The following is a 14,451-nucleotide window of genomic DNA, read 5'->3' on the forward strand; positions in this document are numbered from 1 at the left end:
GGGAATGGCTGGTTTGTGGGAAGGGGAGGCCTGATGGGGCAATATGACGTCCTGATCGTCGGCGCGGGACACGCCGGGGCGCAGGCCGCGATCGCGCTGCGCCAAGCGAAGTTCGAGGGCACGATCGCGATTGTCGGCGACGAACCCGAGCTTCCCTATGAACGCCCGCCCTTGTCCAAGGACTATCTGGCCGGCGAAAAAACCTTTGAGCGGCTGCTGATCCGTCCGCCCGCTTTCTGGGAAGAGCGGAACGTCACCATGCTGCTCGGGCAGCGCGTGACGGCGGTCGATCCGGCGGCGCACAATGTTACCACCGCGGCGGGGGCGATCGGCTATGGCAAGCTGATCTGGGCCGCGGGCGGCACGCCGCGCCGGTTGAGCTGTGGTGGGCATGATCTCATCGGTGTCCATGCGGTACGCACTCGCGCCGATGTCGATCGGCTGATGACCGAGCTCGACAGCACCAATCGCGTCGTGGTGATCGGCGGCGGCTATATCGGACTCGAGGCGGCAGCGGTGCTGACCAAGCTCGGCAAGCATGTCACCGTGTTGGAGGCGCTTGATCGTGTACTGGCCCGGGTCGCCGGTGAGCCGCTGTCGCGCTTCTATGAAGCGGAGCACCGCGCGCACGGCGTCGAGGTCCGGCTGAACGAGATGGTCGATTGCATCCTTGGCGAGAAGGGCGTGACCGGCGTGCAACTGGCCGATGGCGAGGTGGTTCCGGCCGACATGGTGATCGTCGGCATCGGCATCATCCCGGAGGTCGCCCCGCTGATCGCGGCGGGCGCGGCGGGTGGCAACGGGGTGGCGGTCGACGATCATTGCCGCACCAGCTTGCCGGATATCTTCGCGGTGGGCGATTGCGCGCTCCACGCCAATGGTTTTGCCGGCGGTGCGGTGATGCGGGTCGAATCCGTGCAGAACGCCAATGATATGGCGACGCTGGTCGCCAAGGGGATCATGGGCGATGACCAGCCTTATCATGCGGTGCCGTGGTTCTGGTCGAACCAGTATGACTTGAAGCTGCAGACCGTCGGCTTGTCGACCGGTTATGACGCGGTGGTGATGCGCGGCGACCCGGCGACGCGGAGCTTCTCGATGGTCTATCTCCGGGCGGGCAAGGTGATCGCGCTCGACTGCGTCAACATGACGCGCGACTATGTGCAGGGCCGCGCTCTTGTCCTTGCCGGTGCTGCGCCTGATGCCATGCGCATCGCCGACACGGCTACGCCGCTGAAGGAACTTGCATGACCGGTGCGTCCTTGATCGCGGCGCCCTTGATTGCCGGAGTCGAGATGGGCGGCACCAAGTGCAATTGCATCCTCGCGACCGGGCCTGACGATATTCGCGATACGGTGCGCATTCCGACCACGACGCCGACCGAGACGCTAGACGCGATCGAGGCGGTGCTGACGCGCTGGTCGAGTCTTCCGGGGACCGGGTTCGCGGCGCTCGGCATTGCCAGCTTCGGGCCTGTCGCGCTCGATCGCGCCGCGCCTGACTATGGCTTCATCACCGCGACGACCAAGCCGGGCTGGTCGAACACCGATGTCGGGCAGCGGCTGGCGCGATATGCCGGCGTGCCGATGGCATTCCAGAGCGACGTGGTCGGCGCCGCGCTGGGCGAGGGACGCTGGGGCGCTGCGCAGGGGCTGGCCGATTTCGCCTATATCACGGTCGGCACCGGCGTCGGTATCGGGCTGGTCGCCGGCGGCGCACCGATCGCGGGCGAACTGGGCCATGTCCGCCCGGTGCGCATGACGGGAGACGACTGGGCGGGCGTGTGCAGTTTCCACGGCGATTGCGTCGAGGGACTGGCCTCCGGGCCGGCGATCGCGGCGCGGGCCGGTGCACCCGCTTCCGAGCTGCCCGCAGGGCACTCAGCCTGGGACGCGACAGCACATGCGCTGGCGCAGTTGCTTCACACGCTGGTGCTGACCGGCATCCCGCGCCGCATCGTGATGGGCGGCGGGGTGATGACCGGCGTGCCGCATCTCTTCCCGATGATCCGCTCGCGGCTCGCCGCCAGCCTTGGCGGCTATGCCGCACTGGCCGAATTGTCCGATCTGGACGCATTCGTCGTGCCGCCCGCGCTCGGCAACAATGCCGGGCCGCTGGGGGCAATAGAACTCGGCGTCCGCGCCTTGGCGGCCGCGTCTCCGGAATAGCGTTTACGACGCCTTAACCCTGTCTGCTTACGCCGGATCAACCGTGATTTCGGCGAAAGGGGGATGGGCGGATGATTTGTCAGGCACGAAGCGACTCGATCATGCTCGCCAGCCCGCTCGGCGGCGCACCCGCGCCTTGCGTTTCGCGGCGCCGACCTCCCTGGATTGGCCCTCGCAAGATCGAAAAGGGGCCGGTCACCTTAAAGCTGAACCTTCTGTTTTCCATTCCGGCGGCACTGTCTCCGCTAACCAATGGCGGTGACCTGTGCGCATTCTGATCGTCGACGACGAACCTGCGATGCATGACAGCTATCGGCGCAGCTTCGCGCCGGTGTCCGGTGATGTCGGCACGCTCGACGCGATGGCGGCGGAGCTGTTTGGCGATGACGATGCGGCGCCTGCTGCCGCGACCGACATGGTCTTTAGGTTGACCCATGTCATGCAGGGGCTTGAGGGCGTCGCGGCCGTCGAGGCGTCGATCGCGAGCGGCGAGCGTTATGCCGTCGCCTTTATCGATGTGCGCATGCCGCCGGGCATCGACGGCAAGGAAACCGCGAAGCGCATCCGTGCGCTCGACTCCGACATCAACCTGGTCATCGTCACGGGCTATTCCGATTTCTCGCCGATCGAGATCAGCCGTGCGGCGGGGCCGGCGGATAAGATCTTCTACATTGCGAAGCCGTTCGAAGTGGCAGAGGTGACCCAGACCGCGACCGCGCTGGCGCATCGCTGGCAGGTCGACCGCGAACTGAGCGAGGCGCGCAACGCGCTGGCCAAGCAGGTGGTGCAACTGCAGGAGCAGAGCCATGAACTTGCCGCGAACGAGAGCCGCGCGATCCATATCGCCAATCACGATTCGCTCACCGAAGCGCCCAATCGTCTCGCCTTTCGCCGCGCCCTGACCGACCGGGCGCGCAGCAACGCGACCTTTGCGGTGGCGATGCTCGATCTCGACCGCTTCAAGCTGGTCAACGACACGCTCGGCCATCTCGCCGGCGATGAGCTGATCCGTGCAATCTGCACCATCCTGCAGGAATCGGTGCCCGAAGGGGGGATGGTCGCGCGGCTGGGCGGCGACGAATTCGGCCTGTTGTTCGACAGCCCCGGCGCCGAGGCCGCGCTGATGGAATGCGAACGCATCCTGCGCGGCTGTTGCGGTACGTTCAAGGTGCTGGGCAACTCGGTGCAGGGCGGTGCGTCGATCGGCGTTGTCGTTTCCGCTCCGCTAGAGACGCGCGACCCGACTGACCTGATGCGCCGCGCTGATCTCGCGCTCAACGACGCCAAGCGCGACGGGCGCGGCGTCGCGCGTCTGTTCGACGAAGGCATGGACGAAAATATCCGCTTGCGTCGCGCGATCGAAGGCGGCCTGTCGCTGGCGATCGAGAAGGGTGAGTTGAGCCTGGTCTATCAGCCGATCATTGCGCGCGAAGGTCTTGAGGTGGTCGGCTTCGAGGCACTGCTGCGCTGGAATACCGAGGATCACGGTCCGATCTCTCCGGCCGTCTTTATCCCGATCGCGGAGGAGAGCAATCTCATCCACGAGCTGGGCGATTGGGTGCTCGATCAGTCGCTCGCCGTGCTGCAGGGCTGGCCCGGCCAGTATATCTCGGTCAATTTCTCGCCGCGCCAGTTTCGTCGGCATAATTTCGTCGGCCGGATCATGGAAAGCGTGCAGCGCGCCGGGATCGAGCCCAATCGGGTGCAGATCGAGATCACCGAAACCGCGATCTTCGACGATGCCGATCGCGCTGCCGATACACTCTACAAATTGCGTCAGATGGGTTTCCGCATCGCGCTCGACGATTTTGGCACTGGCTATTCGAGCCTCTACAACATCCGCAAGTTCGCGCTCGACTGCCTGAAGATCGACCGCAGCTTCATCGACGGGATGGGCCGCGAGCGCGAAAGTGCTGCGATCGTCCAGTCGATCGTCCATCTTGGCCGCTCGCTCGGCCTGGGCGTGATCGCCGAGGGCGTCGAGACCGAGGCGCAGGTGCAGGCACTGCGTGTCGCCGGCTGCTCGCATCTGCAGGGCTATTATTTCTCGCGCCCGGTCGCGCTGGAGATCGCCAACGAAATCGCCGAACGCCGTTATCTGATCGATGAGACGGTGGTCGAAGATGAAAGCGTGGCGAAACTGGGTAACGGGACGCACGGATAATGGCAGCCCTTCGTGCCGCGGCCGGACGGATCGGCGCGCTGCGCAGCCCGGCGTCGCTGGGTGCGAAGCTGGTGCTGATCCTGACCGGCGTCGGCCTGGCTGGTTCGGTCGCGCTCACCCTGCTGCTCGCCAGCGTCATCACGCCGAGCTTCAACCAACTCGAGACCAGGTCGATCGACCAGCATGTCGACCGCACCCGCGCGGCGTTGAGCGAATATGCCTCCAAGGTCGAAAGCGCGGTGCGCGACTATGGCGACTGGACGTCGAGCTATGATTACATGGCCGCCCCGTCGGCCAGGTTCGAAAGCGAATCCTTCTCGCCGTTGGCGATGACCAATCTCGACGTCAACGGCATGGCCTATATCGGCAATGACGGCCGCATCGTCATCGCGCGCTGGCTGAGGAGCGGCGCCGACGACCCGGTGATGCGCGCGCGCCTGATCGCCGCGATCCGGCAGATGCCGCTCGCCAGGGCAATCGGCACGGGCAACTCGGCCAGCTTTTACACCCGGCTGGGGTCGCAGGTCGCCGCGGTCGGTATCGCGCAGGTGCGCCGCAGTGACGGCACCGGTGCGCCGCGCGGCTATGTGCTGATGGCGCGGCAGCTCAGCTCGACGCAGATCGCCGAACTGCTCCAACTCGGCGCCCGCCTCGACCTGGCCAATGTGTCGGACGCGGAGACAATCACCACCGCGCCGCGCTCGATGAAGATCTCTGTGCCGGTGCGTGGCGTGAACGGCCATGCGGTAGCGAGCACGGTGTTCAGCGTGCCGCGCGACATCACCACGCTCGGCCAGCGCATGCTGATCCTGGCGATCGGCGGGTCGACGCTGTTGCTGGTCGTCATGTTGTTCGTGCTGCGGCGGATCTTCACCCGGCTCGTGCTGCGGCCGCTGCATCGGGTCGAAAGCCATATGCAGGTGGTGCGGGAGTCGGGCTCGCTCGGCCTGCTTGAGGAAGAGGGGCGGCGCGACGAGATCGGATCGCTCGGCACCAGCTTCAATTCGATGCTCAGTCAGTTGAAGGATTTGCGCGAGCAACTCGAGGTGCAGAGTTTCGCACTGGGCCGCAACGAGAGCGCGGTCGCGGTGATGCACAATGTCCGCAACGCGCTCAACCCGATCAGCACGATCATCTCCAAGGGCATCGCTCAGCCGCCGCCGATCGACCGCGCGACGCTCGACCGTGCCGTCGCCGAGCTGGCGCGCGACGATCTGCCGCAGCTGCGCCGGGAGAAGCTGGTCGCGTTCGTCGCTGCCGCGGTCGAAGCGGAGACGCGTGACCGGGGTGAACGCCGTGCCCAACTGCAGGACGGCCGCGAGGCGATGAGCCAGGTGCTCGAGATCATCGGCGCGCAGCAGCATGCCGCGCATGAACGCCCCGCGCTGGAGCCGTGCAACGTCACCGAGATCGTCGCGCAGAACGCGACCATCGCGCGCTATTCGGGCGAGGTGTCGATCATGTTCGGCTTTCCCGCCCAGCCGCATCATGTGATGGCCAACCGGCTGATCCTGAGCCAGGTGATCGGCAATCTGTTCGCCAATGCGGCCGAAGCAATCGCCGCCAAGGGCACGCAGAGCGGCACCGTGACGGTGACGATCGATGAACTGGATGGCCAGACCCGGGTCGCGATCCGCGATGATGGCGAGGGGTTCGAGCCGCAGGCCGGTGCGACCCTGTTCCAGCGTGGCTATTCGACGCGCGGGCATAAATCGGGCGGGCTTGGCCTGCACTGGTGCGCCAATTCGATGAATGCGATGGACGGCGCGCTGCGGCTGGAAAGCGAAGGCGAGGGCAGGGGCGCCAACGCGATCCTGACCTTGCGGGCGGCGGCGGGCGAGGCGGGCGCGGTGGGAATTGCGGCTTAGCCTTGCGGCGATCGGGCACCTATTTGCAGCGACGCTTCGTAAAGGGTTGATGTCGCAGGACAGCTTCAAGGTGGTGACAATGCTTTCATAAACGCATTGGCCGATGCGACAGCCGATCCGTCGCCGGTCAGCGCCACTGCGACGAACGCGTGGTCGGCCGGCGAATAGGCGACCAGCGCGCTCGCCCCCGGCGTGCCGCCGGCATGGCCGACCCAAAGCAATCGTTCCGTGTCGGAGGGCACGTCGAACACCATCGCGCCCAAACCATAGAAGGTGCCGGAGTCGAACATGGGATACAGCGTCGTGGTCATTTCAGCGACGAGCTGTTTTCCAATCAGTCGTCCCTCCAGCAGCGCGTTCCAGAATCGCACCATGTCGCCCGCGCTCCCGACGATCGGTCCGGCTGCACCCGCCCAACTCGGGTCGATCGGCTTTTCCTTCGCGGAGAAGAGCGGCGCAATGCCCTCCGCACCACCGCCCAGCGGCAGGGCGCGGAGCGTCTTCAGCCCGAGCGGCGCGATGATCCGCGCGGTGATCGCCTGATCGATGGTGCGGCCATCGACAAGTCGCACGATCTCGCCCAGCAGGTCATACCCAGTGTTGGAGTAGCGCCAGTTCGCGCCCGGACAAAACATCGCGCCATGCCGTCGCGCGATCGCCAGCGTTTCGGTGGGGCCGCGATAGCGCCGGTCTGCGTGCGCTTTCCGATCCTCATTCGCGCTGAACAAGCCACCAGTATGCGCCAGCAGGTCGCGCACGGTCGCGACGTCGCCATTGGGCACGTTCTTGATCCAGCGCGATATCGGGTGGTCGAGCGAGAGCTTCCCCTCCTGCGCCATTTGCAGGACGACGATGGCGGTAAAGGTCTTGCCGGCACTCGCCCAGAATAGTGGCGGTGCATCGCCTCCTGTCCATGCGCCTTTGCCCTCGACGCCGACTGCAGCGGTGATCGCGGAGGCCCCGGTGGCCGCGCGGACCCGGGACAACGTCGCATCCAGGCGTGCAACCGTCGCCGGATCCAGCGCAGTGTCGGGCACCTTCCCGGGACGCTCGACAGAGACCGCGGCGTGCATCGGCCCGCCCGCATAGGCCTGGCGCGCCGAACAATGTACCGGCGCATAATCCGCCGCGGCGGCCTGGGTCGCGAGCAGCAACAGCGGAGCACTGGCGAAACGGTACATGACGCTTTTCCTTTTTTTCCGTCCCAGTCCCAGAGGATCGGAGGAACGTCGCTCATGAAGCAGCGCCAGCATCCGCCTCATCGAAAATCACGGTGAAACTACGGTGCCGAAATTGCGGTAAGGTTGCGTAATTGCGGCGTGACGATCTTCCGGCCGGCAATATGGTCCGTGTGTTCGCGTTTCTCGGGGTGAAGCTGCCCGGACGAAAGCGCTCCAAACAACCACGCTGGAAATGGCCGCTACCGTTCACGGTGGCGCATGGTCGCTCGATCCGTTCGGGGGCAGCCGGACGGTCCGCTCCCCCAGGCCCTGTGTGATCAGCCGCGAGCTCCGCTGGTCGCGCAGATAGTTCCAGAGCCAGCTGAGCGCAACGCTCAGCCGATTTCGCACGCCGATCAGAAAATAGATATGCGCCAGCCCCCAGATCCACCACGCGATCGGGCCACGCAATGTGAACCGTCCGAAGTCGATCACCGCCTTGCTCTTGCCGATGGTCGCAAGGCTGCCGGCATGACGGTACCGAAAGGGTGCACCGGTGCTCCTTCCCCTGAGCCTGGCGCGGATCTCGGCCGCGACATAACGGCCCTGCTGCTTCGCTGCCGGTGCGATACCGGGTACCGGCCGGCCATCGGGAGCGGTGATCGCCGCGGTGTCGCCGATGATGAAGATCTCGGGATGGCCCGGCGCGGTCAGGTCGGGCTCGACCATGGCGCGGCCCGCGCGATCCGCGGCAATGCCGACCCATTCCGCGGCGGGAGAGGCCTGCACGCCGGCCGCCCAGACCATAGTAGAGGCCGCAATCTTCTCGCCTCCGCGAACCACGCCGGTTGCGGTGCATTCGGTCACCGGCTGTCCCAGGCTGATTTCCACGCCGAGCTTTTCGAGCGTGTGCTGCGCGTAGAGCGAAATATCTTCGGTAAAGGCAGGCAGCAGGCGCGGCCCCGCCTCGATCAGGATCACCCGCGTCGTTCGCGAATCGACATTGCGGAAGTCGCCGACCAGCGTCAGGTGCGCCAGCTCGGCGATCGTTCCGGCCAGCTCGACACCGGTGGGGCCGCCGCCAATGACGATAAACGTCATCAGCGCGCGGCGCCGCTCCGGGTCGGTCTCGCGTTCGGCCTCCTCGAATGCGCGCAGGATGCGGCGGCGGATCGTGGTTGCATCCTCGAGCGTCTTCAGCCCCGGCGCGAACGGCTCCCAGTCGTCATGCCCGAAATAGGCGTGGCGCGCGCCGGTCGCGATCACCAGGCTGTCATAGACGAGCGTTGCCCCGTCATCGAGCAGCACGTGCCGCGCGGCCTTGTCGATGCCGGTGACGGTCGCGAGCAGGGTGGTGACCTCGCGGCGGTTGCGCAGCAGATGCCGGATCGGCCAGGCGATTTCCGAGGTGGCCAGCGATGCGGTCGCCACCTGGTACAACAGGGGCTGGAAGAGATGATGGTTGCGCCGATCGACCATGGTGATGCGCACCGGCGCGCCGGCGAGATCATGAACCGTCTGGAGACCGCCAAAGCCGGCACCGACCACCACTACATGGTGCAGGTCCGTCAGGGTGCGATCGGGCATGGTTCACGCCTCCTATGTCATCATACCGCAGCGCGGTCGTCCGCGCTGGTAGCGCAATGGCCATGGTGTTGCGACACCAAGAACGAGCGCGCCTGAATAGACCGCCACGGAATGCTATGCCCGATCCTGTGCGATGGTTGAATCGCCGCTGGCAACCGGGCTGAGGGGGCGGGACCGCGGGCAAGGGGAGATATGTTACACCGGTCATGTAACATATCTCGGGCCGTCGTTGCTCGGTAAGATGTTAATAAAGTGTTATGTATCATATACTTAACTGGATAATTCGATGCGCAGTAGCGTAACTCATACCAATAGCAAGATCGGCCAAGCATGCCGCAACGCGGAGCGCCTAACTGGTGTCGCCACGGAGGACAGGACGATGAAGGCGGCACTTCAGAACTACCAGGCCCGGATGCAGCGCGTGCTGGATCATATCGACCGGCATCTCGATGCTGATCTGGATCTGGAAGCGATGAGCGGCGTGGCCGCCTTTTCGAAATATCATTTCCACCGGCAGTTCATGGCGACCTTCGGGTTGTCCGTGCATCGCTATGTCCAGCTGTCCCGCATGAAGCGGGCTTCATACCGGCTGGCCTATCGGAACACTGACAGCGTCACCGACATAGCGATGGATGCCGGCTATGAAGCATTGGATGGCTTTGCCCGTGCCTTTCGGCGACGGTTCGGGCAGTCGCCGTCGGCGTTTCGGAAATCTCCCGATTGGGAGCCGTGGCTTGTGGCCTTCGGGCCTCTCGACAATGCGAGGAGCAAGCTGATGCAGAAGACTTTTACCACTGACGACGTGACGATCCGCGATGTACTCCCCACGCCGGTGGCGATCATGGAACATCGCGGCGACCCGGCGACGATCGGCGCCACGATCCAGCGATTCATTGCCTGGCGCAAGGCCAGTGGCCTGATCCCGAAGGTCAGCCCGACCTTCAACGTCTTCCATTCCGATCCCCATATGACAGCCCCGGCCGACTATCGCATGGACCTGTGCGTCGGCACCGACCGTCCGGTTGCTGCACATGGAGAGCGGATCGAGGCCGGCGTCATTCCCGGCGGGCGCTGCGCGGTGCTGCGCGTCGCTGGCAACACCGACAATCTGGAGCCCGCCGCGCTCTATCTGTATCGCGACTGGTTGCCGATCAGTGGCGAGGAAGCCCGAGACTTCCCGCTTTACTGCCAGCGTCTCAGCTTCTTCCCGGAGGTGCCGGAGCATGAAGCAGTGGCGGAGCTTTTCCTGCCGTTGAAATAGGCTGGCCTGTGATGGCGGTCTGTCCCTCTCGCCGGAAGCGGGCAGGCCGCCGGCTGCCAGGGGCGTGCATTGTCGCGACCGCCTTCCCAATCCCTGGTGCCTCGCCCGGATCGCCATGTTAGCGGCGATGCTCCACCGAGGATCCAGTCGCGACCATAGCCGGCGCTCTCCATTTCACGGGCGAGATGCCCGATCTCGCGCGGTCGATGCGGCGGTAGTTCGTGGCGCGCTTAGCGGAGGAGCACGGGAGCATGTCCCGATGATCCGACAAGACCATCGCATAGCCGTGATCCCAATGACCGACAATCGCGGCAGGCTGAAGGTGTTTTGTCATACGGGGAAGCGGACATCCGCGAATGCAGGCACCAGCCGGCTCCTGCCAACATTCCATATCAATCCCTCCGGGCGGCGACATGCGCCACCCGGAGGGCCGGACAGGTTCAGGAACGAGACCTGCCCGCCGGTGCCGGATCGTCAGAAGACGATCTTCAGGCCCCCGGTGATCGCGTGATCCTCACCGCCCGTTCCGAGCACGCCGTCATAGGCGACACCCAAAGTGACGTTGGAGGATAAGCGATATTGCGCCTCGATCCGGGCGATGCCCGCGTCGCGCGACCCGCTGGCGCCGAGCACGGTAAAGTCCGTGCCGCCGTCTAAGGCGTGCCGGCCGGCGGGCGTCAGGTCGCCCCAGCCATGGCGCCATGCCATGGTGCCGCGCAGCGACAGGGCGCCAGCCCGGCTGGTTTCGAAGCGCAGGCCGAGCGTCGAGCCATAGCTGTCCTCGCTGATCGCCTTGCCAGACAGGGCGGCCGGGCCTGAAGCCTCCTTGAACGCGTCGCTCCTGGCGCGAAGAGCGGTCAGCCCGGCGAACGGCTCGACATGGCCGCCGCCCAGCGGCACGCGGTACCCGGCCTCGATAAAGCCCTGCAGCACCGATCCGTGATAGTCCGCGCGTGGCGTGGCGCTGAACCCCTGAAAGGCGATGCGGCGCTCGGTCTCGGTCGAGGTCCGCGCATAACCGACCCCGCCGCGCAGGTTGAAGCGACCGAACTGCCCCCCGGCATAGAGCAGGCCATGGATGGTTTCGACCGACGCCTTGCTGTCGCGGCGAGCGACCCTCAGGTCGGTGTCGGACCAGCCCCCGGCGACGCCGATGGTCACCGGCCCGATCGCACGGTCCACCCCGATCATAAACCCCCGCGTATCGCGGTTGACCTTCGCGGCGTTGAGATCGCCATCGCTGAGACCGGTGTCGGCAAAGGCCCTGCCCCACACCGCACCACCCTGATCGCCGTCGGCCAGGCGATCCAGCACGGCGTTGCGCAACAACCGGCTGTCCTCGATCATGGCGCCCCGCGCCGATGGATGGATTTCCCCCGACAGTTGGTCGAACGCATTCTGGGCGGCCGCGTCGTTGGGCAACAGCAGCAGCGCGTCCTTGACCGCATTGCCATCGGGCAAGCTGTCCGCACCTCCAGCCGTTTCTTTCTGGTTCGGTGTGATCCCGGCATCGGCCAGCGCGCGCAGCTGCGCGAACTCGATGAACGCGGTCGTCGCGCTGTATCCGTCGCGCAAGCCGGCAAAGGCGGTCAGGAACTGATCCGCGAAGATGAACTGGCCGGTCAGTCCGCCATCCGCCTGGACCACGACATGCTTGCCATGCAGCACGAGCGGCTGGCCGGTCACCGACTGAAGCCGGCTGCCCGTCTCGATCTGGACCGTTCCGGTCGTGCGGAACGTGTCGCTGCCGGTCGCGCCGCCAATGTCCACCGTCAGCCCCGAACCGTCCGCGAAAATGGTCGCCGCGGACGTCTGGATGAGATCGCCAGTGCCACCGTCCTGGAGACGCAGCACACCCGCATTCTGGAAGCGCTCGAGTCCCTGCCAGACCGTGGTTTCCGCCGTTGCCGCAGCCGTGGCGCCGACGATCGTGCCGGTCGCGCTGTTGAACAGCTGATCGTCCGCGGTGCCGAAAATGCTGGTGCCGCCGATGCTGCGCCAGATGCCGGCATTGAGCATCAGGCTGTTGGTGCCGGAGATATCGAGCGTGCCGATCAGGCTGCTGGCATTGCCGATCCCGACCGAGCCGGTTGCGCTGATCGCCCGGTCGAGGCTCAGCCCCGATGCGTTGCTGACAATGCCGTTGTTGATGATGACCACGCTCTGGCCATTGTTCGATACGACATTGATCGCATTATCGCCGCCCTGGACGGTGCCGTTCACGGTGACCCGGGTGTCACCCAGGCCGAGATTCGTCACCGCTATGCCGGAGAAGCCGCCCGAGGCATTGGCGGCTTCCACCGTGATGTCGTCCGCGTTCGCGTCGGCGAAGACGCGAATCCCCACCTGATTCTGGGCGATCACGTTGCCGGTCGCGATGATGCTGGTCTCGCCGCTTCCGAAATTCTCGGCAAGGATGGCGTCGCCCTGGCTCTGCACGTCGGCCGCGCGGACCGTCAGGTCGGTCGCGTTCACGTCATTCTGTGCGAGAACGCCGAAGATGCTGCCCGACACCAGCCCGGTGGTGGCGATGAACGACTCACCGCTGCCCCCATTGGTGGCGCGGATGCCGATCAGGCCGCCGGACACGGTCGCGGCGTCGACCCGGATATCGGTCCCGCCCGGGCCGTTATCGACCGCGATGCCGCTGCCGGTCGTTCCAATCACTCTTCCGGTTGCGCTCACGCGGACCGGGCCGGCGCCCTGGTTCAGCACCAGGATGCCGTTATTGCCGCCGATCACTTCGTTCACATCGACGAGCATGCCCTGTCCGCCAGTACCGGTCTCGGCCCGGATGCCGTTCATTCCCTGCCCGGTTACGATGCCGTTCGATCGTACGATGGTGACACCCGATCCGTAATTGCGGACCCGGACGCCGTTCTGCGCGCCCTCGGCATTATGGACATCGACCAGCAGGTCGGTGGCGTTGACGTCGCTGTTCGCAAGGATCGCGTCTTCGGTGAAACCCACTACATTGCCGGTCGCGACGATGCGGGTCGATCCAATGCCGTCATTGCGTCCGGAGATACCCCAGGCACCGGTGACGTCGGTGGCCGTGATCGAGAGATTACCGGCGGTCACATTGTTGTTCGCGGCGATGCCGAACGAGGTCGCCGCGGTGACCGCGCCGGTGGCGACGATCACAGTATCGCCCAGGCCATCATTCGCGGTCGCGATGCCCAGGGTCTGGCCGTTGACCACATTTGCCAGGACTTTCACCCCGGTCGTGTTGGTCCCGCCACTGGCCGAGATGCCGACCAATCCCTGCCCGGTCACTGTCCCGGTCGCATCGACCTGAACGAAACCGGACCCATGGTTGCTGGCCTGAATACCCCAGCTGCCGCCGGTCACGTCGCCTACGGTGATGTCAACGTCATCCGCGGTCTGGCTGGCGGAGACGAACACGCCGCTACCGGTCTGCCCGATCACCGGGCCGACCGCCGTCACCACCGCCGATCCGTCACCGCTCCACACAACGAAGACGCCATCGTCGCGCGCGATCACGTCCTTGACGATCAGGCTCAGGTTGCCCGCGCCGAGATCGCTGCTGGCCCAGACGCCGTTGCCGCCGGTGTTGGAGATCGTGCCAAGCCAGGACACAATGGTGTCACCACCGCCGGCATTGTCGAGATAGAGCCCGTGCGCGCCATTGGCAAAGATGTCGGCATTCGAAAAGGCGAGGATCTCGCCAGCCGATCCGCCGCTGCTCCCCGTCGTCGCTAGGCTCACGCCCGCACCGGTGAAGCTCCCGCCTCCTTCGAAGCTGATCCGTCCGTTGCCGGTCACGCTCAGCGCGATTCCATTGCCGTTGCCGCTGGTATCGACCGTGAACCCGAAATCGGCGGCGACCGTCGCGTCGTCGTCGACAATCACCTGCGGCACATCCGTCGCGCCGGAACAGCCATAAGTGTTCGGCGGTCCTTCGACGCACTGGGCATAGGCCGGCGAGACGATTGCTGCGAAGCTGACCGAAGCAGCCAGGATCGCCAGCCGCGAGGTCTTGAACCGGTATGGGCCCTTGCGCCGCGGGGCAGGGGAAGCGAGTTGCGAAATAGGTGAGATCATAAAGGTCATGATGAGGGTTCCACTGTTCCTGATTGATGGCCCCGCGTCGCCATGCCGAGATCCACTCAATGGGACGCAGCAGCCGATGCCCGGGCCGCAGGCTCCCTAGGGCGCAAGCAGAACCGTCATCAGATGCACCATACGTCGCCGACCGGTGCGCCAGGATGCAACGGGTTGC

At 65.5% G+C, this 14,451-nt stretch carries 8 protein-coding genes; 5 read left to right on the plus strand and 3 right to left on the minus strand.

Annotation, left to right across the window (positions count from 1 at the left end; all coding sequences use genetic code 11):
* Window positions 1–33 precede the first annotated feature (33 nt).
* The 4 genes from H3Z74_RS04165 (at window position 34) to H3Z74_RS04180 (ending at window position 6,200) form a co-directional block, all read left to right on the plus strand.
* Complete coding sequence (locus H3Z74_RS04165) at window positions 34–1,251, plus strand: NAD(P)/FAD-dependent oxidoreductase (RefSeq protein WP_187762727.1); 1,218 nt, start codon at window positions 34–36, stop codon at window positions 1,249–1,251.
* Window positions 1,248–2,168 carry an ROK family protein gene (locus tag H3Z74_RS04170; RefSeq protein WP_229726873.1) on the plus strand — a complete coding sequence of 307 codons (921 nt, stop codon included), beginning with the start codon at window positions 1,248–1,250 and terminating at the stop codon, window positions 2,166–2,168. The genes H3Z74_RS04165 and H3Z74_RS04170 overlap by 4 nt, the downstream gene beginning before the upstream one ends.
* A 265-nt stretch (window positions 2,169–2,433) precedes the next feature.
* Window positions 2,434–4,332, plus strand: coding sequence for a putative bifunctional diguanylate cyclase/phosphodiesterase (locus H3Z74_RS04175; RefSeq protein WP_229726874.1), 1,899 nt, complete (start codon window positions 2,434–2,436; stop codon window positions 4,330–4,332).
* Window positions 4,332–6,200 (plus strand): sensor histidine kinase, encoded by a 1,869-nt coding sequence (locus H3Z74_RS04180; RefSeq protein WP_187762728.1) that lies wholly within the window; start codon window positions 4,332–4,334, stop codon window positions 6,198–6,200. The genes H3Z74_RS04175 and H3Z74_RS04180 overlap by 1 nt, the downstream gene beginning before the upstream one ends.
* A gap of 65 nt (window positions 6,201–6,265) precedes the next feature.
* On the opposite strand, the gene H3Z74_RS04185 is transcribed toward H3Z74_RS04180, so the two are convergent.
* Together H3Z74_RS04185 and H3Z74_RS04190 are read right to left on the minus strand one after the other, a co-directional pair.
* Window positions 6,266–7,381 (minus strand): serine hydrolase domain-containing protein, encoded by a 1,116-nt coding sequence (locus H3Z74_RS04185; RefSeq protein WP_187762729.1) that lies wholly within the window; start codon window positions 7,379–7,381, stop codon window positions 6,266–6,268.
* A gap of 246 nt (window positions 7,382–7,627) precedes the next feature.
* Entirely contained in the window at window positions 7,628–8,947 is a 1,320-nt protein-coding gene (locus H3Z74_RS04190) for an NAD(P)/FAD-dependent oxidoreductase (protein WP_187762730.1), read from the minus strand.
* A 379-nt stretch (window positions 8,948–9,326) separates the two neighbouring features.
* Here H3Z74_RS04190 and H3Z74_RS04195 point away from each other — a divergent pair, with 379 nt between their 5' ends.
* Window positions 9,327–10,208 carry an AraC family transcriptional regulator gene (locus H3Z74_RS04195; RefSeq protein ID WP_187762731.1) on the plus strand — a complete coding sequence of 294 codons (882 nt, stop codon included), beginning with the start codon at window positions 9,327–9,329 and terminating at the stop codon, window positions 10,206–10,208.
* Window positions 10,209–10,682: 474 nt separating this feature from the next.
* Here the strand turns inward: H3Z74_RS04195 and H3Z74_RS04200 are convergent, their stop codons facing one another.
* Window positions 10,683–14,282 (minus strand): autotransporter domain-containing protein, encoded by a 3,600-nt coding sequence (locus tag H3Z74_RS04200; RefSeq protein ID WP_187762732.1) that lies wholly within the window; start codon window positions 14,280–14,282, stop codon window positions 10,683–10,685.
* Window positions 14,283–14,451 lie beyond the last annotated feature (169 nt).

The sequence above is a fragment of the Sphingomonas alpina genome (genome assembly GCF_014490665.1).
GTDB classification, from domain to species: Bacteria; Pseudomonadota; Alphaproteobacteria; order Sphingomonadales; family Sphingomonadaceae; genus Sphingomonas; species Sphingomonas alpina.